Here is a 23060-nt window from a genome sequence, read left to right as displayed (position 1 = left end):
TCCGCTGACCGCCTCCAGCGCGGCCTGGCTGCTTCTTCCATCGTCTCGGAAAATCGCACCACGTTGTCGCCAGCTCTCCTTGGAGGCGGCGCCGACATGGTTATCTTCGTGCATTTCTGTATACTTACTACCGGATTATAATACCTATATATATGATTATTGTCGTTTTTAAGCGAATGATGTATACATAACGTATTCATTCATGTTGAGAAGGCGGACCAGTGCCAAAACCCTTTCCAATGAACGCGTGGTACGCGGCCGGCTGGGATGCCGAGATCAAGCACGCGCTGTTGCCGCGGACGATCTGCGGCAAGCATGTCGTGATGTACCGGAAGGGCGACGGCGAGGTGGTGGCGCTGGAGGATGCCTGCTGGCACCGCCTCGTGCCGCTCTCGAAGGGCCGACTCGATGGCGATGCCGTGGTCTGCGGCTATCACGGCCTGAAATACAATGCGCAGGGCCGCTGCACCTTCATGCCCTCGCAGGAGTCGATCAATCCGTCGGCCTGCGTCCGCGCCTATCCCGTCGTCGAGCGCCACCGCTTCATCTGGCTCTGGATGGGGGATCCCGCGCTTGCCGATCCCGCGCTGGTGCCCGACATGCACTGGAACCACGATCCGGCCTGGGCCGGCGACGGCAAGACCATTCACGTCAAATGCGACTACCGCCTCGTCGTCGACAATCTGATGGACCTGACGCACGAGACCTTCGTGCACGGCTCGAGCATCGGCAATGATGCGGTCGCCGAGGCGCCGTTCGACGTCACCCATGGCGAGAAGACGGTCACCGTAACGCGCTGGATGAAGGGCATCGAGCCGCCGCCGTTCTGGGCCAAGCAGCTGCAGAAGCCGGGCCCGGTCGATCGCTGGCAGATCATCCGCTTCGAAGCGCCGTGCACCGTCAACATCGACGTCGGCGTCGCGCCGGCTGGTTCGGGCGCGCCGGAGGGCGATCGTTCGCAGGGCGTCAACGGCTATGTGCTGAACACGATCACGCCCGAGACCGAGAAGACCTGCCATTACTTCTGGGCGTTCGTCCGCAATCACCGCATCACCGAGCAGCGGCTGACCTCGGAAATCCGCGACGGCGTCGCCGGCATCTTCCATGAGGATGAGATCATCCTGGAAGCGCAGCAGCGGGCGATGGACGAGAATCCGGACCGGGTGTTCTACAATCTCAACATCGACGCCGGCGCAATGTGGGCGCGGCGCGTTATCGACCGCATGGTGGCGAAGGAAAATCCGCCGCAGCAGCTGCAGGCTGCCGAGTAGGCGAGGGGCGGGCCATGGCGGAACGCGAAACCGATCGTTCAGTGTCGCAGACCGTGCGGGCGCAGCTTGCGCTGCGCGACCTCGTTCTCTCCGGCGGCCTGCGGCCCGGCGAGCGGATCTCGGAGCTGCAGGCGGTCGAGTTCACCGGGGTGTCGCGCACGCCGGTGCGGATGGCGCTGGTGCGGCTGGAGGAGGAAGGCCTGCTCGAGGCGATCCCTTCCGGCGGCTTCATGGTCAAGGCATTTTCCGAGCGCGACATTCTCGATTCGATCGAGCTGCGCGGCACGCTGGAGGGCCTGGCCGCGCGCTTCGCCGCCGAGCGCGGCGTCTCGTCGCGCGATCTCGAGCCGCTGAAGGAATGCCTCAACGAGATCGACGGCCTGGTGCGGCAGGATCCGATTTCGGTCGAAGCCTTTTCGTCCTATGTCGCGCTCAACGCGCGCTTCCACGCGTTGCTCACCGAGCTGTCGCGCAGCCCGCCTCTGATCCGGCAGATCGACCGCGCCTCGGCGCTGCCATTCGCCTCGCCGAGCGGCTTCGTGATGGCGCAATCGGCCTTGCCCGAGGCACGCCAGATCCTGCTGATCGCGCAGGATCACCATCACATTGTGGTCGACGCCATCGAGAACCGCGAGGGCGCGCGCGCCGAGGCGATCATGCGCGAGCATGCAAGGCTTGCGGCACGCAATCTGCGGCTGGCGCTGCGCAACCGCAGCCATCTCGATCTGCTGCCGGCGCTGGCGCTGATCAATTCGGCAGCCGGCTGAGCGGAGAACGCCATGGGATTCATCGAGACCTGGACATCCGCCACGCTGCTCGCCGTGCGCGACCTCACGCCCGGCATCCGTGAATTCCTGCTGCGGCCGGATAACTTTAGGGGTGCGCCCTATCCGGTCGGCAGCCATATCGATGTCGGTGTCACCATCGAAGGCCAGCCGCAGACCCGCTCCTATTCGCTGGTCGGCGAAGTTGATCCGCAGGGCTACCGGATCGCGGTTCGGCGCGCAGCGGATTCCCGCGGCGGCTCGCGCTACATGTGGTCGCTCGCGCCGGGCGTGCGGCTCAACATCACGCTGCCGAGCTCGCTGGTGCAGCTCGACTGGACGCGGCGGCAGTATTGCCTGATCGCGGGCGGCATCGGCATCACGCCGATCGTCGGTGCGGCACAGGCGCTGACCCGCCGCGACGCCGGCGTGACGCTGCACTATGCCGTGCGCACGCGCGGCGATGCGGTCTATCTCGAACCGCTTGAGCGTGCGCTCGGCGACCGCCTCACCGTCCACGCCGCCGACGAAGGCAGGCGGCTCGACCTCGGCGGCGTCTTTGCGGCGCTGCCGCAGGACACGATGACGCTGTTCTGCGGTCCGATGCGGATGCTGGACGCGGCGCGGCGCGCCTGGGAGGCCTCTGGCCGCCCGCTCTCCGATTTGCGCTACGAGACCTTTGGATCGAGCGGGCTGCTGCCGACCGAGCCGTTCCGCGTGCGGCTCAGGGGCGAGGGGACCGAACTGGGGACCGAGCTCGTCATCCCGCGCGACCGGTCGATGCTGGACGTGCTCAACGAAGCCGGTCATGAGGTGATGAGCGACTGCCGGCGCGGTGAATGCGGGGTCTGCGCGCTCGACGTGGTCGATGTCGACGGCGAGATCGACCATCGCGACGTCTTCTTCAGTGACCATCAGAAGCGGGAGAGCCGCAAGATCTGCGCCTGCGTGTCGCGCGCCCGCGGCACCATCACGGTCGACACCCTGCATCGGTCGGACGCGCCTTGACGAGCCGAGCGGCGCTTAGGCGTTCGAGCGGCGTTACGCCGCGTGTACCGAGTGCTGCGGATCGTGATCGAGCAGTGCGGAGATCTCGCTGCCTGACATCGGCCGCCCGATCAGATAGCCCTGGACCTCATCGCAACTGGTCTGGCGCAGATATTCGAGCTGATCCGCGGTCTCGACGCCTTCGGCCACCACGCCGATCTGCAGCTCCTGCGCGAGGCCGATCACCGATTTGACGATCGCGGCGCAATCCGGCTGGGTCAGCATGTCCCGGATGAAGGATTGATCGATCTTGATGCGGCTGAACGGCAGCTTGCGCAGATAGGTCAGCGACGAGAAGCCGGTGCCGAAATCGTCAAGCGCGACCGTCAGGCCGAGCTCGAGCAGCGCGTGCAGGATCGCGGGCGCCGATCCGTATTTCGAGATCAGCATCGACTCGGTGATCTCGATCTCGAGACGGTTCGGCGCGACATTCGCCTCGGCCAGCGCGTCGACGATCGTCTGCAGGATGCCGACGTTCTGGAATTGGACCGCGGAGAAATTGACCGCGATCCGGATGTCGTCCGGCCAGCGCGACAGCATCGCGCAGGCGCGGCGGATCACCCACTCGCCGAGCTGGTGGATCAGCCCGCTCTCCTCGGCGATCGGGATGAAGACGGTCGGCGGGATCAGGCCGCGCGTCGGATGCTGCCAGCGCAACAGTGCCTCGAAGCCGGTGACGCGGCCTTTGCGGATGTCGAGGAACGGCTGGTAGACCAGAAACAGCTCGTCCGCCTCGATCGCGTGCTCGAGATCCCGCTGCAGGGCGCGGCGGTCGCGCGCCGACCGGTCGTCGCTGGCCTCGAAGAAGCAGATGGTGCCGGGTGCGGATTTCTTCGCCCGGTAAAGCGCGATGTCGACATGCTTGAGCAGGTCGTGGGACGTGCTGCCGTCCCGCGGCGCCAGCACGATGCCGGTGCTGATCGTGCGGTTGACCTCCAGCCCATCGATCGGGAACGGCTCGGCAAAGGCCGCGACGAACCGTTCGGCGATCGCCAGCGCATCCTCGGGCCGCGTCAGATTCGACATGATCAGTGCGAACTCGTCGCCGCCGATCCGTGCGACATGTTCGGCCGCGCGCGTGCAGCGCTGCAGCCGGGCGGCCACCTGCACCAGGAACTCGTCGCCTGCCGGATGGCCGAACCTGTCGTTGACCTCCTTGAAGCGATCGAGATCGAGCAGCAGCACCGCGAATTCCTCGCCCGACCGCGCCAGCCGGTTCAGTGCGCTGTTGAGCGCTTCATTGAAGGCGACGCGGTTCGGCAGATGCGTCAGCGGATCCTGCCTCACCGTCCGTTCGGCCTCGTGCTGGGCGATGATCCGCCGCCTGAACTCGAACGCGTTGACGAACACGCCGCGCAGCAGCACCGAACCGTAGACCAGCACCAGCACGGCCATCAGGAGGTAGACGAAATCGCCGTCCCGGCCGAGGCAGATCGCGGTGCCGACGAAGATCGGCGCGGTGAACGCAATCGCGGCGATCGGGATGGTGGAGAACGCGAAGGCGCCGCCGGCCAGCATTCCGGCGCACAGGCAGGTGATGACGAGCTGGGCGCCGCTCGATGCGTTCGCGAAGAAGGCGACGGGGACGACGCCCCAGGCCGTCCCGAGCGCCAGCGCATTGCGCACCAGCCGGTACATGGTTCGGCGCGACACGAATTGCGGCTTGGCGATGCGGCGTGATGCCCGCGCCTGCAGGCCGAAGAACAGCGCCGCGCTGCCCACCGCGGCCGCCCACACCAGCGCAAAGGCCCAGTCCGGCGATTGCCACAGCGCAATCGCGAGCACCAGCGCGTTGCAGGCGTTGGCCAGCATGATGCCGAAGGAATAGCCGAGCACCAGCGAGACCTGTTCGGCGCGGATGTGGCCGGCAAGCGCTTCATCCGTCGGTGGTGCACCGAAGGCCGCGAGGTCGCCCGCGAGCAGGGTCGCGAAATATGATCTCAGATGGGTACGCATCACTACGTTGCCTGCCCGGTTTGGCCATGGCGCCGTGGCGAAGAATTCTCTGCAAACCTTTGACAAACTATGAACTATTGGAACGGACCGTGCCGCGGCGGGCCGCTCCTTCGGTTCCACCGGCAGGCATTGCTAACAAATCGATACAAATGCGTGACGCGAGGTCACGGAGCGGCAAAGCTTGCCCGACGCCGCCCTGCTTGATCCCCTGCGGGTTTTTCGCAATGAGTTGGGTTCCGCGAACGGCAAAAACCAGAAGGTGCGCATGAGCCTCCCGACCACGAACCACGATCCCGGGTTCCGGATCACGCGGGCCAGCCATGTCGTCCTGACGGTGCGTGATCTCGCGGCGAGCCGGCAGTTCTACGAAAAGGTGATCGGGCTGATCCTGACCGCGGAGGAGGGCGGCGCACTCTATTTCCGCGGCGTCGAGGAGGCCTGTCATCACAGCCTTGTGTTGCGCAAAGGCGAGGGCGCCGCCTGCGCACGGCTCGGCCTGCGGGTCTTTCAGGACGATGACCTCGACCGGCTCAAGGCCTTCTTCGAAGCGCAGGGATGCCGGGCTGATTGTGCCGAGGTGCCGCATCAGGGCCGCACCCTGCATGCGACCGATCCGGCCGGCACGCCGCTGGAGTTCTGCGCGACCATGCCGGTCGAGCCGCGCATGATCACCAAATTCACCCGCCATGCCGGCGGCTCGGCGCTGCGGCTCGATCACTACCAGGTGCTGACGCCGCAGGTGCGCAAGGCGTGCGAGTTCTACACCGCGGCAGGCTTTCGGCTCAGCGAATATATCGCGCCGGTGGGCACATTCGATCTGCGCGGCGTATTCCTGCAGCGCAAGGGCAATCCGCACGACATCGTGTTCTTCAACGGCGCCGGACCGCGGCTGCATCATTTCGCGTTTCTCGCGCCCGAGGTTCATCATCTGCTCAACGCCTGCGATGTCGCCGGCGAGCTCGGCTATGGCGCGGCCGTTGAACGCGGCCCCGGGCGTCATGGGCCGGGACACGCGATGTATGTCTACATGCGCGATCCCGACGGGCATCGCGTCGAGCTGTTCAACACCCACTATCAGATCATGGACATCGAGAACGAGCCGGTCGGCTGGGATCCGTCCGACCACACGATCTCGTTCCCGTGGGGACTGCCGGCGCGGCAGGCCTGGTTCGAGGAGGCGACGCCGTTCGAAGGTGTCGCGATCCGCGAGCCGCAAATGAAGCCGAAGCCGCTGACGCTCGAGAGCTACCTCGCGAAGTAGCATGTCATTGTCAGCCGATTATCCCATCCATGACGCGGCCATCGTCGGCCTCGGGCCGGTCGGTGCCATCTTCGCCAACCTGCTCGCGAAATCCGGCTTGCGCGTTGCGGTCGTCGAGCGCATTGCCGACATCTACGACAAGCCGCGCGCGATCACGCTCGACCACGAGGCGCTGCGCGTGCTGCAGGCGATCGGGCTCGGCGATTTCATGGAGCAGGCGATCGCCCCGCATAACGGCTCGCACTATCTCGGCGTCGACGGCGAGATCATCAAGATCTTCGATCCGATGCCGCCGCCGTTCCCGCTCGGCTGGATTCCGAACGTGACCTTCGTGCAGCCGGACGTCGAGCAGGCGCTGCGCGACAAGCTCGCCGACTATCCGCATGCCGACATTTTCCTTGCGGCCACGGGCGTGGCGCTGCAGCAGGACGATGGCGCGGTGATGCTGACGGCGCGCCGCGAGTCCGGCGAGGAGTTCCTGATCCGCGCGCGCTATCTGGTCGGCTGCGACGGCGCCAACAGCTTCGTCCGCAAGCAGCTCGGCATCGGCCTCGACGACCTCGCCTTCGATGAATGGTGGATGGTGGTCGACACGCTGACCAACGATCCCGCCAGGCGGCCGGCCAGGAGCTTTCAGTATTGCTGGCCGTCGCGGCCCGGCACCTTCGTGCCGGGCCCGCGCAATTTGCGGCGCTGGGAGATCAAGCTGCTGCCCGGCGAGGATCCCGAGGCGGCCGGCGCGCCGGACAATGTCGTGAAGCTGCTCAAGGGCTTCACCGATATCTCGGACCTCACGATCTGGCGCTCGGCGGTCTATCGCTTTCACGCGCTGCTCGGCCGGCGCTGGCGCGACCGCCGCGTGCTGCTGATGGGCGATGCCGTGCACCAGACGCCGCCGTTCCTCGGGCAAGGGCTGTGCGCCGGTATCCGCGATGCGGTGAACCTGGCCTGGAAGTTGCGGCTGGTTCTTCGCGGCGACGCGGGCGGTGCGCTGCTCGACAGTTACGAGATCGAGCGCAAGCCGCATGTTCGCGCCGTCGTCGCCAGCGCCAAGGAATTCGGCAAGATCATCGGCGAGCTCGATCCGGTGGCCGCGGTCGAACGCGACGCGCGGCTGCGCGCCGACCTGAAGGCCGGCAAGGCCGAAACCATCAGGCAGAAATTCATCCCCGATCTCGTCTCCGGCCTGATCGCGCGCGATGCCGCGCTTGCCGGGCGGCTGTTCGTGCAGCCGCATGTGCGCGCGCCGGATGGGCGGACGTGCCGGCTCGACGATCTGCTGCAGCCGGAATTCGCGATCGTGACGACGGCGGCGGAGCCGATGGCGTGGCTGTCGGATGCGTCCGCTGCCGCCTGGCAGCGTCTGTCAGGCGAGCGCGTCGTCATCACTGCGTCAGGCGAAAGTAGCGATACCAACGGTCTGCTGACCGTGATCGAACGCGACGGTTTGTTCGCGGACTGGATGCGGCAGCATGACTCCGCGGCGGTCATCGTGCGGCCGGACCGCTACGTCTTCGGCACCGCGCGCAATGCCGGCGAGCTCAGTATGCTTGTCGGGCAACTGCTCCAGAACCTCAGCGCAGGGCACTAGTCTTTTCAAGGCTGCGCTTTGTCTGTACCACCGGAAGAAAGAAATTCCGGGGGAAACCAGTGAACAACAATAGCGATGCGGCGGAGTATGATTACGTCATCGTCGGTGCCGGCTCGGCCGGTTGCGTGCTCGCCAACCGCCTGAGCGCTGACGGCAAGCACTCGGTGCTGCTGCTCGAGGCCGGCCCGAAGGACAGCAACATCTGGATCCATGTGCCGCTCGGCTACGGCAAGCTGTTCAAGGAAAAATCCGTCAACTGGATGTACCAAACCGAGCCCGAGCCGGGCCTGAACGGGCGGCAGCTGTTCCAGCCGCGCGGCAAGGTGCTCGGCGGCTCCAGCTCGATCAACGGCCTGCTCTATGTGCGCGGCCAGCATGAGGACTATGACCGCTGGCGCCAGCGCGGCAATGCCGGCTGGGGCTATGACGACGTCCTGCCCTATTTCCGGAAGGCGGAAGATCAGCAGCGCGGCTCCAACACCTATCACGGCGCCGGCGGCCCGCTGCCGGTGTCGGATTGGCGGCATCATGATCCGCTGTCGGAGGCCTTCGTGCATGCCGCAGCCGAGGTCGGGATTCCCACCAATCCGGATTTCAACGGCGCGACCCAGGAGGGCGCGGGCTTCTTCCAGACCACGACGCGGCGCGGCCGGCGCGCCTCGACGGCGCGGTCCTATCTGCGGCCGGCGTTGACGCGCGGCAATCTTCATGTCGAGACCTCGGCGCTGGCGCAGCGCATCCTGTTCGACGGCAAGCGCGCGAGCGGCGTCGCCTACAAGCAGAACGGGCAATTGCGCAAGGCCAAGGCGCGCAGGGAGGTGCTGGTATCGAGCGGTGCGTACAACTCGCCGCAATTGTTGCAGCTCTCCGGCGTCGGCCCTGCCGATCTGTTGAAGCAGCACGGCATCGACATCGTGCTCGATGCGCCCGGCGTCGGCAACGACCTGCAGGACCACATGCAGGTCCGCATCGTCACGCGCTGCGCGCAGACCGTCACGCTGAACGACGTCATCAATCATCCCGTGCGCCGCGTTATGGCGGGCCTCCGCTACGCCGCGCTGCGCAAGGGGCCGCTGACGATCGCTGCCGGCACCTCCGGCGCGTTCTTCAAGACCAGCCCGCGGCTTGCCTCGCCCGACATCCAGATCCACTTCCTGCCGTTCTCGACCGACAAGATGGGCGAGCAGCTGCATCCGTTCTCGGGCTTCACGGCCTCGGTCTGCCAGCTGCGTCCGGAGAGCCGCGGTTCGCTGAAGATCAGGAGCGCGGACCCGGGCGTGCCGCCGGAAATCCGCATCAACTATCTGGCGACCGAGACCGATCGCCGCGCCTTCATCGACGGCATCCGCATCCTGCGCAAGATCCTGGCGGCGCCGGCGCTGAAATCCTATTCAGTGGGCGAGGTCGATCCCGGCGCCACGGTGGTCAGCGACGACGACCTGCTCGATTTCTGCCGGCGCACCGGCAGCACGGTCTATCATCCGACCTCGACCTGCCGGATGGGCAACGATCCGCTCGCGGTGGTCGACCAGCGGCTCAAGGTGCGTGGCATCGAAGGTCTGCGCGTGGTCGATGCGTCCGTCATGCCGGACCTGATGTCGGGCAATACCAATGCGCCGACGATCATGATCGCGGAAAAGGCGTCCGACATGATTTTGGAGGATGCGCGGTAGGAGCCCGCTCTTCGATCCGTCACCCTGAGGAGCGCGTAGCGCGTCTCGAAGGATGCACGGCCCCGCTCTGACGGCTCGGAAAGCTCCGGGCCGTCGACCCTTCGAGACGCGCGCAAGAGCGCGCTCCTCCAGCGACAAAGGCGAAGCCTTTGCGCGGGGGTGACGGTGATAGAGTGGGCGACGGAGCCTCAGCCCTTATACGCGCGCACGCGTGCGACCATCTGCTCGACATGGGCGATCGGCGTCTCGGGGAGGATGCCGTGGCCGAGATTGAAGATCATCCGCCCCCTGCCGAAGTTCTCCAGCACATCGTCCACCGCGCGGTCGAGCGCGGCGCCGCCGGCAATCAGGGCCAGCGGATCGAGATTGCCCTGCACCGCGACCCGGCTCTGCACGCGCTCGCGGATCAACGACGGCTCGGTGGCCCAATCGATCGAGACCGCATCGACGCCGGTTTGCTCGATATAGGCCGGCAGCATGCCTGCCGCGCCGCGCGGGAAGCCGATGATCCTGGCATCGGGGACCTGCTTGCGCACCCCGGCCACGATGCGCCGGGTCGGCTCGATCGCCCAGCGGGCGAACTCGCGCGGCGGCAGCACGCCGGCCCAGGTGTCGAAGATCTGCAGGCAGTCGGCGCCGGCCTTCAACTGGCCGACCAGATAGTGGATCGAGTTCTCGACCAGCACGTCGATGATCTTGGCGAACGCATCCGGATGGCGGTAGGCAAGCATCCGCGCGGGTGCCTGGTCCGGCGTGCCCTGTCCGGCCACCATATAGGTCGCAACCGTCCACGGTGCGCCGCAGAAGCCGATCAGTGCGATCTCGGGGGCGAGTTCGCGACGGACGCGGCGCAGTGCTTCAAAAACCGGCTCGAGCGTGTCGAAGTTGGCATCGGTTGCCAACGTCGCGATTTCGCCGGGCGTTGCCAGCGGATCGAGCCGCGGTCCTTCGCCGGCCTCGAAGCGCACCGAGCGGCCGAGCGCGTAGGGGATTACCAGGATGTCGGAGAAGATGATCGCGGCGTCGAAGTTGAACCGGCGGATCGGCTGCAGCGTGACCTCGGCGGCGAATTCGGGCGTGAAGCAGAGATCGAGGAAGCCGCCGGCCTTGGCGCGCAGCTCGCGATATTCCGGCAGATAGCGGCCGGCCTGCCGCATCATCCAGAGCGGCGGCACGGCCTGCCGGTGGCCCGACAGCACGTCGATGAGCGGCTTCTTGGTGGGATCCTGGGGCACGCGGATAGTTCCTGATTACGGTCAAATTTGCGCCCCTGATACACGCTGCAGCGCAATGGGCCAAGGCGGTTCTGGAACTCCCCTTTGCGCGGCCGCGTTGTCCCCCGAATGGAGGGACGACATGGCCGACAAATTCGATCCTGCCCCGCACGACAAGCATGCCGAGAAGCCGCACGAGGCGCAGGCTGCCGACCGCAAGGCCCGCACCCGGCTGAAGGAGGGGCTCGAGGATACCTTCCCGGCCTCCGATCCGGTCAGCGCCACGCAGCCCGCGCCGTCAAAGCACGACGGCAATCGGGACAATTAGCTGGTGTATGCCAGCGGCTGCTAACCACGATGCCAAGAGAGTTCCACATGCGGCGAACTATTCGCCGCGGAGCGATGGCCCGGAGCACCGGGCCCGTCCGCATACCGTGATCGCCGGGATAGTCTAGACGGGGCCGCTTGCGGGGCGCTGCATCCGGTCAGATTCGAAGGTCACGCCGAGCCGGCGCTCCAGGCGCCAGGCCACAATGCAGTGCCGCCGGATCGGTTCGCTCTCGATCTCGAGCTCGAACGCGAGCGGGATTGCGACGTCGCTTTCCACGGCGAGCCCCGCGCCGCCGGTCGAGAGGTTGAGCACAAGACATCCGACACTGCTGTTGCGGAAGAAGATCGTCCCGCGCTTCAGCAGGATCGTTCGTTGGCTGTCGGTCTTGTATCTTATCGTTGTGCTCACGGCAGTCTCCTACCCCGATGTGATGCCCGTCGCGATCGCTCCCCGCAAGCGCGATGGTCGCGCTTTCGCTTCTTGTTTGAGCATGATCTCCGCGCAAATGTTTTGCGTTTGTCGCGAGGGAAAACCGCTTCGCGCGTTTCCGGATCATGCTCTAGTTCACCAGCACGGCGCCGTCGCAGCGGATGCCCAGCACCCAAACGTCGACCTGGCCGAGCCCGATGCCGAGGGTCGCGAGCAGCGACGCCAGCACCTGATCGACTGAACTCGTCACGCCGTTCAGGATGCTCATGACGAGCGCCCCCAATCCGGGGATCGGCAGCCCGAGCGGGCCGAGATTGATGGTCAGCGAGAGGTCGCCGAGCAGACTTCCTGTCAGCGATGAAAGGAAGTTGGTCGTCGTCACCGTCTTCTTGGTGCCCGACTGGATGTCGCTGTAACTGAAATTGACATTGGTCGGCGTGGTGTTGCCCATGCCGGCATGGGCGAGGCCGGTGACGGTGGCGAGACCAAGGTTGACCAGTGTCGCCGGCGGCGGATTGGGCTTGGTCGTGAAGTTGGTCATGTCGGCGACCGTGACGTTGCCGATCCATGCATCCACGATCCCCGGCGTCACGCCGATCGTGACCTGCGAGGTGTTGATGTTGGGGTGGCCGCAGGACACCGCGTTGAGCGTCGCGGTGCCCGAGGCGACCTCGACATAGACCGGGAGATTGATCGCAGACACGGTGCCGGAGCCGAGCACATTGATCGTCGCCAGGATCCTGGTCTGCGCGGTGTGGACGCTCACCCCCTGGGTGCCGATCGCGATCCAGCTCGAGCCGACCGGGCGCTCGCCGATCGTTGCGATCACGGAGACGTTGGCGATGCCGGGCAGGCCGAGATTGATCGAGGTTGCGATCTGATGGTTGCCGTTGGCGATCTGCGCCACCGTGGAAATCAGGTCGAACACCGAAACGCTGGCGCCGACCTTGGGTTTCTGTCCCACCGTGAGATTGGCGAAGGGACCGAGGTCGACCAGCGTGCCGGGCGAAATCTTGGTGGTGGAGCCGGTGACGGCCTGGGAGATCGTCGACAGCGCGGTCGTCGCCGCGTTGGCGCCGTTGGTGATCTGCTGGGTGGTCAGCGCGGACGCGACGATGTCGCCGACCTTGATGTTGCTGCTCAGCAGGTCGCTATAGGTGACGCCGGTCAGGTTGACCCGGGTCGCCAGTGCCGACAGGAAGTCCAGTGCGTCGATCTTCGCGCTGATCAGCGCATTGTAGTCCATCACCGAGAGCGACAGCGTGGTGCCGAGCATCGAGCCGAGCAGCGCATTGAGCGCGCCGCCGTTGACCGAGAGCAGCCTCGACCCGATCGCGAACGAGGCCATTTCGGTCGATGTCGCGGTGGCGGTTGTCTTGATGGTGAAGCTGCTCGCGCCGGTGAGGTACCGCGCGAAGTAGAGCGGGGTCTGGGTGTTCAGCGTGACCCGCGCGGCGTTGGGAGTTCCGACCGCCGGGGTCACGAAACGGGCCTGCGGCGCGATGGCGCTGTTTGCGGTGTAGGTTCCTGTCTCGACCTTGACCAGCGCACTGGCCGGGTACTTGTTCTGCGTCACCGTCGCGGTGGCAGCGTTGACCGGATTGTTCAGGTTGGCGGCGGCGACGATCGCGGCGAGATCGGCGGTGCTCTGCGTCTTGCGCCGGTCGGCGAAGATCGTGCCGAGATCGATGGCGAGCCCGGCGCACCCGATCAGGAGCGTCATCAGGCCGGCGCTGATCATCGCGAAGTTTCCTCGTTCGTCGGCGCCAAAGCGCCGCATCAGCATGAGGACGCCTCTCATCCTAGAATCCCCCGTACTGAATCGCCGCGGAGCGGACGATGGTGCTCGCCGGGGCGGGGACGAAGGGCAGCTTGTAGATGAAGTTGCCGGCCGCGTTGTAGTTGACCGTCACGACGTAGACGTTGGCATTCGATGGAGACGGCGCGGCATTGACCGTGAGATTGCCGGGAACGAGCAATGGATAGGTCGACGCGTTGGCGGTGACGTAGCTCGTCGCGAGGCTGTTGCGTTCGGTGTCGGTCATTCCCGCGATGGATGACCGCGCCGCTTCGGCGGCGAGTTGCTGAACGCCATGCACCATGGCGAGATACGAGCCGAAGACGATGATGCCGAAAATGAAGGCAAGAAACAGCGGCAGCATCAGCGCGAATTCGACAGCGGACGCACCGTTTCGGCAGCGAAAAAACCTGGTCATTGCAACACACCTCGAAACGCCAACTACGACGTCACGTTGCGAGGCTTTGATTAAGGAAAACTATGAAAACGCTTCCGCGAATCAGCGGCCGCAATTCAGACTTATCGGGTCAGTGAAACGTTATGGGGCGATCAGAATATTTGATGCGATACCCGCAAAAACCCGGGGTGTGGTGCGGTTGAGGTGCTGCAGCGTGTGGAGATGTAGTTGTTGGATACCGTGATATGCGGAGCAATGCACGTAACAATACATATGGCCTGCAATATCAGTGCCTTGGCGGGTAATTGTGGCTAAACGAAAGTGCAACCAAATGTTAGTATAGCCTGATCACATACTGTGGAGATTGGAATTGCGTCCCGTGCTGAGACTGGAGGGCTCGCGATGCATAGACCGCGTCAGCATTTGAATATTCCTACTGAAATCGTTCGCACCGTCGTTGCGATCGCGGAGACAGGCAGCCTGTCGAAAGCCGGGGAGCGTCTCGGCCTCAGCCAGCCGGCGATCAGTTCGCAGGTCAAGCGCCTGCAAAGCCTGATTGGTGGCGCACTCTTCGTCAGAACCGCAAACGGCACCACGACCACCGAGCTCGGCAAGGTCGCCGTGCAGCAGGCGAGGCGCATCCTCGAAGCCAACGATCAACTGCTTCGGCTCGGCGGCAATCATGAAGGACCCCAGCCGTTGCGGCTGGGAATCAGCACGATGCTCGCGGAGGAATTCCTGAAGCTGCATCCCTCCGATGCACTCGCCGACGTTCTGCTGCACGCCGACATGTCACCGGCCGTCATCAGGGGGTTGATCGACGGCTACATCGACATCGCGTTCGTCTACAGCAACCCTTCGCAGGAGAACGAAGACGAGGTGACGATCGCCGCCGAAGCCGAGGAGCGGTCGGTGTGGGTGCGATCGCGCGATTTTGTGCTGCGGCCGGGCGCCCCGATCCCGATCCTGGCCTGGCCAGGTGACGACTGGATGATCCGGACGCTCACCAAGCACAACATCACGTACAAGATCGTGTTCAGGAGCCCGAACCACCAGCTGCGACTGGAAGCCGCCCGGGCCGGGTACGGCCTGACGGCGTGCCCCGAGCGGATGATCCCGTCCTCGCTGATCTCGGCGAAGGACTATTATCTTCCGGAGCTTCCGTTGCAGAAGCGCCTGCTGTGCGTTCGCCCTGGTCTCGAAGGCAGCCGCGCCACGGCGATGGTGCAGCGGTTGTCCAGCCTGTTCTTCAGCGGCGCGAAGCCGATGCGTCAGGTGAGCAACATGTAGCCGGTGCTGCCGCGGTCTGGCGGCACCGATCAATAGTGCGGTGGGCGCTCGTTGGCGGGGCCGGGCGCCTGGCGTTCGGCCTCCTGAAGCCGGTCGCGCAACTCGGCGATCTGGCGCGTCAGCGCGTCGATCTGCTTCCATTGTGCCGTGATGGTCTGGTTCAGCGTCTCGATGGCCTCGTCCTGATAGGTCAGGCGAACCTCCAGCGCATCGATCCGCTCGCTCAGCTTGGCCGTGTCATTCATGGACGGCAGCCTCGCAGGGGGCAGCCTCGCGCTCCGCGTCGCTCGAACGCGCACCCGCACGCTCGCGCAGGCCGTGGCCGAGCGCAACACGCTCGTCGAACACAAAACAGTCGCCGCGCCAGCGGCTGTCCTGCTGCGGGGTTTCCTCGAGATATTTCAGGATGCCGCCCTTGAGGTGATAGACCTCGGCAAAACCTTGCGCGAGCAGATAGGCGCTGGCCTTCTCGCAGCGGATGCCGCCGGTGCAGAACATCGCAATCCTGCGGTGCTTCGCCGGATCGAGGTTTCTCGCCGCAAATTCCTTGAATTGTCCAAAGCTCGCGATCCTGGGATCCACCGCGCCTTCGAACGTGCCCATCGCGACCTCGAACGCGTTGCGGGTATCGAGCACCACGATGTCAGGCGCGGCGATCAGCTCGTTCCAGTCGGCGGCATCGACATAGGTGCCGACCTGCTGCGTCGGATCGACCGTGGTGTCGCCGAGCGTGACGATCTCCTTCTTCAGCCGCACCTTGAGCCGCTGGAACGGCATTTGCGCGGCTTCGGAGAACTTCAGCTCGAGATTGTCGAGGCGGCCGCCGAACAGCGTTCCGTACCTGAGCTCCGCAACGAAGTCATTGATGCCTTGGTCGGTGCCGGCAATGGTGCCGTTGATGCCCTCATGGGCGAGCAGCACGCTGCCCTTGAGATCGAGCCCGGCGCAGAACGCGCGCAACGGCTCGCGCAGCGCACGGAAGTCCGGCAGCGCGGCGAACTGGTAGAAGGCGGCGACCTTGAAGGGCATCGCCGGGGTTTATCAGGCCGGCCAGGCCGGCGAAACCCGCAAAGCCATGCATTGTCGGGATAATTCCCCTGGCATGCCAGGCATTGCTCAGCCGGGGATGAGTGTGCCATGTACTTTGTACTCCCTTGGCATCATCCGCCGCAGCCGCATCAGACCATCACGATCAAGCGAGCACTCCGTTATGAGGAATTTCCATTTCGCCGGCCGTTCCACGGTCCACGCCCAGAACGCGATGGTGGCGACGTCGCATCCGGAAGCGGCGCTCGCGGCCATCGAGGTGATGCGCGAGGGCGGCACGGCCGCCGACGCGGCGGTTGCAGCCTGCGCGCTGCTCGGCGTCATCGAGCCGCAATCGACCGGCATCGGCGGCGATTGCTTCGCGCTGATCCAGCCGAGGGGGGAAGGCAAGATCACCGCCTATAACGGCAGCGGCCGGGCGCCGATGGCGGCGACCGCCGACTGGTATCTCGAGCGCAAGATCCATTCGGTGCCGCTGACCTCGGCACATGCGGTCAGCATTCCCGGCGCGGTCGATGCCTGGGACGTGATCCTGAAGGACCACGGCAAGTTCGGCTTCGACCGGCTGCTGCAGCCCGCGATCAAGGCCGCCGAAGAGGGCTACGTGGTCGCTCCGCGTATCGCCTTCGACTGGAAGAACGGCTTCGAGAAGCTGAAGAACGGCACCAACACCGAGCGCTATCTGTTGCCGCACGGCAAGCCCGCGGTTGCCGGCGACGTGATCCGCCAGCCCGAGCTCGGCAAGACGCTGCGCGCGATCGCGCAAAAGGGCCGCGACGCCTTCTATAGCGGCGAGATCGCCGCCGACATGGTCGACACGCTGCGCGGCATCGGCGGTCTGCACACGCTCGAGGACTTCGCCGCGCACTCGACCGAGGCGACCTCGCCGATCGGCACGATGTACAAGGGCTACGACGTCTGGCAGTGCCCGCCGAACGGCCCCGGCATCACCATGCTGGTCATGCTCAACATCCTGTCGCGCTTCGACCTGACCAAGTTCAAGCCGCTCAGCATCGAGCGCTTCCATCTCGAGGCCGAGGCGGCACGCATCGCCTACATGATGCGCGAGCAGCATATCGGCGATCCCCAGCACGTGCATGTCGACGTTGCCGGCATCCTCGCCAGGGAATTCGCCGAAGAGCACATCAAGAACATCCGGATGGACCGGCTGCTCGAACTGCCGAACGTCGCGCCGCCGATGAATCCGTCGACGGTCTACATCACGGTGGTCGACAAGGATCGCAACGTCTGCTCGTTCATCAATTCGATCGCGCATTCGTTCGGCTCGGCGATCGTCTCCAACAAGACCGGCGTCCTGCTGCAGAACCGCGCCGGCGGCTTCCGCATCCAGCCCGGACATCCGAATTGCATCGCACCGGGCAAGCGTCCGCTGCACACCATCATCCCGGCGCTGGTCACCAGGAACGGCCGTGCGCTGATGCCGTACGGCGTGATGGGCGGGCAGTACCAGCCGGTCGGCCAGACCCGTGTGCTGACCAACATGCTCGACTATGGCTGCGACATTCAGGAAGCCATCGATATGCCGCGCGGCCTGCACTACGAAGGCGTCTACCAGCTCGAGGACTCTGTGCCGGCGGAGATCGTCGAAGGCCTGAAGAAGATCGGTCACAAGACCACCAGCGTGGTCGCGCCGCTCGGCGGTGGGCAGGGCATCTGGATCGATTGGGACAAGGGGACGCTGACCGGCGGCTCCGATCCGCGCAAGGACGGCTGCGCGCTCGGCTACTGATTGTCGCGGCCGATCAGGGGCCGCCGGAAACAAGGTGTTGTCGCGGGGATGGTGCTAGTCCTGCCCCGCGGAAGCCCGTCACCGGCATCACCTACTCATATCTGGCGGCGCAACTGATCGGTGATCTCATCGCGGGCGCGTCGTCGCCATTGATCGGCGATTTTGCGCTGGACCGCGACGGCGGCATGGCCGGTCACTGAAAAATGGCTAGGGATTCGACCCGCACTGGGCTAGAGACGGCCGTCCTTCACGAGAGGTGCAAGATGCGATCTTCCCGACGCACGATCATCAAGACTGCATTTGCCGGCCTTGCGGCGGCAGTCTCCACGTCCGTTGTCAGCGGGACGGCAACGGCCCAAACTGCAGGAAAGCCCATGACCACAGCTTCAGGCCTCCAGATCATCGACAGCAAGGTCGGCACCGGCGCCTCGCCGAAGACCGGCCAGACCTGCGTCATGCACTATACCGGCTGGCTCTACGAGAACGGCCAGAAGGGCAAGAAATTCGACTCCTCCGTCGATCGCAACGAGCCGTTCGAATTTCCGATCGGCCAGGGCCACGTGATCAAGGGCTGGGACGAGGGCGTCGCCACCATGAAGGTCGGCGGCAAGCGCACCCTGATCATCCCGCCGAACCTCGGCTATGGCGCGCGCGGCGCCGGCGGCGTGATCCCGCCGAACGCCACGCTGATGTTCGACGTCGAACTGCTTGGCGTCAAATAAGCCGATGGGCGTCAAGTAACCGGCCCACAACAACAAGGGCGCAGCGATGAAGATTTCGATCCTCGACGATTATTTCGACACGCTGCGTACCCTCGATTGTTACCGCAAGCTCGACGGGCATGACGTCAAGATCTGGAACGATCATGTCCAGGACGTCGATGCACTCGCCGAACGGCTGCGCGATACCGACGCACTGGTCCTGATCCGCGAGCGAACCCAGATCCGCACGCCGCTGCTCGAACGTCTGCCGAAGCTGAAGCTGATCAGCCAGCGCAGCGTCTATCCGCATATCGACATCGACGCCTGCACGCGGCTCGGCATCATCGTGTCGTCGAGCCAGCATGCCGATACGCCGTCCTACGCCACTGCCGAGTTCACCTGGGGCATGATCCTCGCGGCGATGCGCGCGATCCCGCAACAGATGGCGGCGCTGAAGGCGGGCAAGTGGCAGATCGGCGTCGGTCATACGCTGCGCGGCAAGACGCTCGGCATCTATGGCTACGGCCGCATCGGCGCCGTGGTCGCGGGCTATGGCAAGGCGTTCGGCATGAACGTGCTGGTCTGGGCGCGCGAGCCGGCGATGGCGAAGGCGCGCGCTGATGGCTATGAGACATCAGCCAGCAAGGCGGATTTCTTTGCCCGCTGCGACGTGCTGTCGCTGCATATGCGCTTGGTCGACGCGACGCGCGGCATCGTCACGGCGGCAGATCTCGCGCAAATGAAACAGACCGCGCTGATCGTCAACACCAGCCGCGCGCCGCTGATCGAGCCCGGCGCGCTGGTCAATGCGTTGCGTGGCGGCCGGCCAGGCATGGCCGCGATCGACGTCTACGAGAAGGAGCCGCTGCGCGACACAGCGGACCCGCTGCTCAACATGGACAATGTGGTTTGCACGCCGCATCTCGGCTACGTCTCGCGCGACGAGTACGAAATCCAGTTCACCGACATCTTCGACCAGATATTGGCCTACGCGGCCGGCACGCCGACCAACGTCGTCAATCCGGATGTGCTGGCACATCCGGATGTGCTGGCGCATCCGCGCCCGCGCGGCTGAGCAGCGTCGTTCATGCTCGAATGGCCGGCTCGATGGGGCGGCCGTGCCATTTCTCGTTCAGCGAGGCCAGTGAGCCGCTGAGGTCACCCTGCCGACGATCCTCTTGATGCCGCCGAGTGCCTTCTGTCCCTTGCCCTTGGCTTCCAGGATCGCGCCTCTGCCCTGCATCGCCGGAGAGCCGGTGACCTTGCCAAGACGCCGCTTGAACCTGCCGATCGCCTCGTTGGCCGTGCCCTTGATCCTATCGGTCGTGCTACCCATGAAATTACTCCTTCGAATACGCTGAGATAACGCGCCGGAACATGGCGATGTTCCGATTTGGCGATGTTCCGATTTTCCGCTCGCCTGCGCGGCCGCTTTTCGCTAGCGTTCCACGCACGAAATCAGGCCAACGAAAGCAAGAACGATGAGCGGTTCCCGCGATCACACCCATTCCCACGACCATCACCATCACGACGACGAGCGCTGGAAGCACGACGGCGTCCGCGTGATTCCCGGCAACCAGCTCGATCCGAATGTGCCGTCGACCGCCGGCATGGACCGCAAGGCCGCGATCAATTTTGCCCGGGTCGGCGCGCAGAAATTGTGGGCGGGCACCGTCAGCATCAAGCCGGACGCCAAGACCGGCGCGCATCATCACGGCCATCTCGAAAGCATCATCTATGTCGTGAAGGGCAAGGCGCGGATGCGCTGGGGCGAGAAGCTGCAGTTCACCGCCGAGGCCGGCCCCGGCGATTTCATCTTCGTGCCGCCCTACGTGCCGCATCAGGAGATCAATGCCAGCCGCGACGAGGTGCTGGAATGCGTGCTGGTGCGCTCCGACGGCGAGGCGGTTGCGATCAACCTCGACATCGAGCCGATCGAGAAGCCGGAGACCGTGCTGTGGGTCGATCCGGTGCACCGCCATCCCGACGAGAAGAAATAGCCCCGACATTTGCGTCGAGATTCCGGGTTCACGCTTCGCGTGCCCCGGAATGACAGTCCAGGGGAGGAGGCCAGCATGACGCTCGTGCGTTACGAGAGCGCCGACCACGTCGCGACCATCACGATGGACCGCGTCTCCTCGCACAACGCGCTCAACAACGCGCTGTGCGACGAATTGCAGCAAGCCTGGCGGCGCTTTCGCGACAGCGATGACCGCGTCGCGGTGCTGGCCTCGGCCGAGGAGAAGTACTTCTGTGTCGGCGCCGACGTCCGGGATTTCCCCGCCAATATGTGGCAGGCGGTGCCCGGGCTTGGCGTCGAGCTCGACAAGCCGGTGATAGCGGCGACGTCGGGCTGGGTGGTGGGCGGCGGCTTCGTGCTGGTGCAGATGGCCGACATCTGCGTCGCCTCGGAAACGACGCGGTTCGTCTATCCGGAAGCCAAGATCGGCACCACCGGCGGCGGCGTCTCCTCGGTGCTGGCGCGCATGCCGCACAAGATCGCGATGGAGTTCCTGCTCGTCGGCGAGGAGCTATCGGCCGAGCGGGCCTACCAGATCGGCTTCGTCAACCGCATCACGCCGCCGGGCCAGCACCTTGCGGCGGCGCAGGAGCTGGCGGCCAAGATCGCGGGCAACGCGCCGCTGGTGGTGCAGGCGCTCAAGAAGCTCGCGCGTGACACGATGCCGAAGGGGCCGCTGGAGACGGTCGCGGAAGTGCGCCGGCAGCTCGACGCCATCAAGGACAGCGAGGACCTCAAGGAAGGCGCCAGGGCATTCAGCGAGAAGCGCAAGCCGAGGTTTACGGGGAGGTGACCTTTTCCGTCATTGCGAGGGGCTCGCGGCAAAATTGCAGGCAATCTTGCGCTGAAGCGACGAAGCAATCCATCCGTCCCCGAGCGGAGATATGGATTGCTTCGCTGCGCTCGCAATGACGGGGCCTAACCCCTACGCAAACACCCGGTGATCGATCACACCGTTCGGCACGACATAGCCGTAACGCGTATTCGACGGTTCGGGGCCGGCCTTCTCATACTGCGCCTTCATCATCGCAAATCGATCGCCCTTGAGGTCGAGCATCGCGCGCTTCGGCTGGATGTTGTAGAGCCGGGCGTTGTTGTCGCCGAAGATCGCCGTCTTCACCGGCCCGTCGGCGGGGCCGAGCGGTGCATAGCCGAACTTCTTCTGCATCATCTCGGGGATCTCCAGCCGCCGCAGGCCCTCGATCTGCCATTGCGGCGCGCCGGTCCACAGCGCATCGGTACCCCAGCAGATGTGGTCGACGCCGAGCCCCTTGATCAAGGTACCCATCAGCGCGGCGCAGACATTGGGCTCGGCGACCAGCGTGGTCGCGAACAATTGCCCGACGTCGCCATAGACATTGTTGACGCCATACTGCGCCGGGATGTCGGCGAGATCCGAGGTCCAGGCGATGCGGCCGGTGCGCTCGAATTCGGCGAGCGCGACCTTCGGATCGCCGCCGACATGGCGATAGGCCGAGTGGTAGATGATGAAGTTGAGCTGCGGCCAGTCCTTGGCGGCCTTTCCGACATCGGCAACGTCGGCGAAGCCGCGCAGATTCGGATACTGCTTCTCGATTCCTGGCGGGAACAGCCCCTTGTGGACGCAGACATTCTTGATGCCCGCCTTCACCATCTTCTCATAACCCTTATAGGCGACCTTCTCGTCGTCCAGCCGCCAGGGGTAGCGGCTGATCTCCTTGTGGGTGTTGTCGCCGATCGTGTAGCCCTTGCAGGATTCCGGCTTGAGCGCCAATGCGGCGTCGAGCTTGTCGAGCCAGCCGGGCTGCCCGGGCGTGAAGATGGCGTGGCAGAACACGCGCCGCGAGCCGGCCTCGTCGTTCATTTTCTTGCGCGCGTCGGCCATCTGCTCGTTGGTCAGGAACCAGTCCTGCTCGATATCCGACGGCGCCGAGGAGATCAGCGCGATCTTGGTGTCGGAATCGAGAAACATCTCCTTCTTGTAGTTGTCGAACTTGAGATCCTCGATGGTCTGCTCGTGATCGTTGAGCTCCTTGTTCCAGCCGGCCTTGCCGACCGCCTTGCGCATTTCCACAAAACCCATGATGCGGGTGTCGTCGCGAAGGAAATGCGTGTGCATGTCCATGATGAACTGGTCCTTCAGGGCGTTGGCGCGCTCCTGCGCCATCGCGGGTGTCGCGGCCTCCGCCGGCGTCACCGCGAACAGCTCCCCGTAGACCTGGTTCATCGCGACGAAGGAGGCGGCCATGCCGGCCGCGGTCTGGAAGAATCTGCGGCGATCGAGGCCCTGCTTGCCGCCGAGATCGTCGGCCATCGCGAGCAGCCGCGCCTCGACCTCGCGCTGACGTTCGTTCTGCGGGTCAGGATAGAATTCGTCGCTGGAGACGATCTGGGTCGGGATCGGCGTCTGGTGCTGGCACAGTTCGGAGGGCATCAAGGCGGCAAGTTCATCGTCGGTGAGATTGCTGCTCATTCTTCGCTCCCGCTTCTCGCCGGATTTTTCCGGTCGGATCGCCGCGGAGACTAGGACCAAGTCCGCCC

22 protein-coding genes are annotated in these 23060 nt (G+C 65.0%); 13 read left to right on the top strand and 9 right to left on the bottom strand.

Features of this window, described 5'->3' with window-relative positions:
• Positions 1-221: 221 nt before the first annotated feature.
• Genes J6525_RS31940 through J6525_RS31930 form a run of 3 tightly spaced genes read left to right on the top strand, consistent with a single transcriptional unit; the run spans position 222 to position 3043 of the window.
• Entirely contained in the window at positions 222-1271 is a 1050-nt protein-coding gene (locus tag J6525_RS31940) for an aromatic ring-hydroxylating dioxygenase subunit alpha (RefSeq protein ID WP_225647720.1), read from the top strand.
• A gap of 14 nt (positions 1272-1285) precedes the next feature.
• A complete protein-coding gene (locus J6525_RS31935; protein WP_092085931.1) occupies positions 1286-2038 on the top strand; it encodes a GntR family transcriptional regulator in 753 nt (250 codons plus the stop codon).
• A gap of 12 nt (positions 2039-2050) precedes the next feature.
• Entirely contained in the window at positions 2051-3043 is a 993-nt protein-coding gene (locus tag J6525_RS31930; RefSeq protein ID WP_225647719.1) for a PDR/VanB family oxidoreductase, read from the top strand.
• Between the two features lie 33 nt (positions 3044-3076).
• Here J6525_RS31930 and J6525_RS31925 read toward each other — a convergent pair whose 3' ends face one another.
• Entirely contained in the window at positions 3077-5038 is a 1962-nt protein-coding gene (locus J6525_RS31925) for a putative bifunctional diguanylate cyclase/phosphodiesterase (RefSeq protein WP_225647718.1), read from the bottom strand.
• 265 nt (positions 5039-5303) lie between these two features.
• Here J6525_RS31925 and J6525_RS31920 point away from each other — a divergent pair, with 265 nt between their 5' ends.
• Genes J6525_RS31920 through J6525_RS31910 form a run of 3 tightly spaced genes read left to right on the top strand, consistent with a single transcriptional unit; the run spans position 5304 to position 9563 of the window.
• Positions 5304-6299 (top strand): VOC family protein, encoded by a 996-nt coding sequence (locus J6525_RS31920; RefSeq protein ID WP_225647717.1) that lies wholly within the window; start codon positions 5304-5306, stop codon positions 6297-6299.
• Between the two features lies 1 nt (position 6300).
• Positions 6301-7890 (top strand): bifunctional 3-(3-hydroxy-phenyl)propionate/3-hydroxycinnamic acid hydroxylase MhpA, encoded by a 1590-nt coding sequence (mhpA, locus tag J6525_RS31915; RefSeq protein WP_225647716.1) that lies wholly within the window; start codon positions 6301-6303, stop codon positions 7888-7890.
• 59 nt (positions 7891-7949) lie between these two features.
• Entirely contained in the window at positions 7950-9563 is a 1614-nt protein-coding gene (locus tag J6525_RS31910; protein ID WP_225647715.1) for a GMC family oxidoreductase, read from the top strand.
• Between the two features lie 188 nt (positions 9564-9751).
• Here the strand turns inward: J6525_RS31910 and hemE are convergent, their stop codons facing one another.
• Positions 9752-10798 (bottom strand): uroporphyrinogen decarboxylase, encoded by a 1047-nt coding sequence (gene hemE / locus J6525_RS31905; RefSeq protein ID WP_225647714.1) that lies wholly within the window; start codon positions 10796-10798, stop codon positions 9752-9754.
• 121 nt (positions 10799-10919) lie between these two features.
• Here hemE and J6525_RS31900 point away from each other — a divergent pair, with 121 nt between their 5' ends.
• A complete protein-coding gene (locus J6525_RS31900; protein WP_028333252.1) occupies positions 10920-11105 on the top strand; it encodes a hypothetical protein in 186 nt (61 codons plus the stop codon).
• Positions 11106-11228: 123 nt separating this feature from the next.
• On the opposite strand, the gene J6525_RS31895 is transcribed toward J6525_RS31900, so the two are convergent.
• The 3 genes from J6525_RS31895 to J6525_RS31885 form a co-directional block, all read right to left on the bottom strand.
• Positions 11229-11516, bottom strand: a complete 288-nt coding sequence (locus J6525_RS31895; protein WP_225647713.1) for a PilZ domain-containing protein — start codon at positions 11514-11516, stop codon at positions 11229-11231.
• 151 nt (positions 11517-11667) lie between these two features.
• Positions 11668-13338 (bottom strand): pilus assembly protein TadG-related protein, encoded by a 1671-nt coding sequence (locus J6525_RS31890; RefSeq protein ID WP_225647712.1) that lies wholly within the window; start codon positions 13336-13338, stop codon positions 11668-11670.
• A 1-nt stretch (position 13339) separates the two neighbouring features.
• The gene (locus J6525_RS31885; protein ID WP_092085917.1) at positions 13340-13753 is read right to left on the bottom strand and encodes a TadE/TadG family type IV pilus assembly protein; all 414 of its coding nucleotides are present in this window, start codon (positions 13751-13753) and stop codon (positions 13340-13342) included.
• A 381-nt stretch (positions 13754-14134) separates the two neighbouring features.
• On the opposite strand from J6525_RS31885, the gene J6525_RS31880 reads away from it, so the two are divergent.
• Positions 14135-15022 (top strand): LysR family transcriptional regulator, encoded by an 888-nt coding sequence (locus J6525_RS31880; RefSeq protein WP_225647711.1) that lies wholly within the window; start codon positions 14135-14137, stop codon positions 15020-15022.
• A gap of 29 nt (positions 15023-15051) precedes the next feature.
• Here the strand turns inward: J6525_RS31880 and J6525_RS31875 are convergent, their stop codons facing one another.
• Positions 15052-15267: a SlyX family protein gene (locus J6525_RS31875; protein WP_028333247.1), complete on the bottom strand. Its 216-nt coding sequence runs from the start codon at positions 15265-15267 to the stop codon at positions 15052-15054.
• A complete protein-coding gene (gene trhO, locus J6525_RS31870; RefSeq protein WP_225647710.1) occupies positions 15260-16051 on the bottom strand; it encodes an oxygen-dependent tRNA uridine(34) hydroxylase TrhO in 792 nt (263 codons plus the stop codon). Before trhO ends, J6525_RS31875 begins: the two co-directional genes overlap by 8 nt.
• Positions 16052-16232: 181 nt before the next feature.
• Between trhO and ggt the strand changes: the two genes are divergently transcribed.
• From ggt to J6525_RS31855, 3 genes are all read left to right on the top strand, one after another.
• Entirely contained in the window at positions 16233-17819 is a 1587-nt protein-coding gene (gene ggt / locus J6525_RS31865) for a gamma-glutamyltransferase (RefSeq protein ID WP_225158612.1), read from the top strand.
• 263 nt (positions 17820-18082) lie between these two features.
• The gene (locus tag J6525_RS31860; protein WP_028333243.1) at positions 18083-18541 is read left to right on the top strand and encodes an FKBP-type peptidyl-prolyl cis-trans isomerase; all 459 of its coding nucleotides are present in this window, start codon (positions 18083-18085) and stop codon (positions 18539-18541) included.
• A gap of 46 nt (positions 18542-18587) precedes the next feature.
• The gene (locus J6525_RS31855; protein ID WP_225647709.1) at positions 18588-19595 is read left to right on the top strand and encodes a D-2-hydroxyacid dehydrogenase family protein; all 1008 of its coding nucleotides are present in this window, start codon (positions 18588-18590) and stop codon (positions 19593-19595) included.
• 57 nt (positions 19596-19652) lie between these two features.
• Here the strand turns inward: J6525_RS31855 and J6525_RS31850 are convergent, their stop codons facing one another.
• Positions 19653-19856, bottom strand: coding sequence for a CsbD family protein (locus J6525_RS31850; RefSeq protein ID WP_225158610.1), 204 nt, complete (start codon positions 19854-19856; stop codon positions 19653-19655).
• A 145-nt stretch (positions 19857-20001) separates the two neighbouring features.
• Between J6525_RS31850 and J6525_RS31845 the strand changes: the two genes are divergently transcribed.
• Positions 20002-20520, top strand: coding sequence for a cupin domain-containing protein (locus J6525_RS31845; RefSeq protein ID WP_225647708.1), 519 nt, complete (start codon positions 20002-20004; stop codon positions 20518-20520).
• Between the two features lie 75 nt (positions 20521-20595).
• Positions 20596-21333, top strand: coding sequence for an enoyl-CoA hydratase/isomerase family protein (locus J6525_RS31840; RefSeq protein ID WP_225647707.1), 738 nt, complete (start codon positions 20596-20598; stop codon positions 21331-21333).
• A gap of 132 nt (positions 21334-21465) precedes the next feature.
• Here J6525_RS31840 and J6525_RS31835 read toward each other — a convergent pair whose 3' ends face one another.
• The gene (locus J6525_RS31835; RefSeq protein WP_225647706.1) at positions 21466-22992 is read right to left on the bottom strand and encodes an amidohydrolase family protein; all 1527 of its coding nucleotides are present in this window, start codon (positions 22990-22992) and stop codon (positions 21466-21468) included.
• Between the last annotated feature and the right edge of the window lie 68 nt (positions 22993-23060).

This window comes from Bradyrhizobium australafricanum (assembly GCF_020329495.1).
Taxonomy (GTDB): Bacteria; Pseudomonadota; Alphaproteobacteria; order Rhizobiales; family Xanthobacteraceae; genus Bradyrhizobium; species Bradyrhizobium australafricanum.
This window is presented reverse-complemented; position numbering and strand designations above follow the sequence as displayed.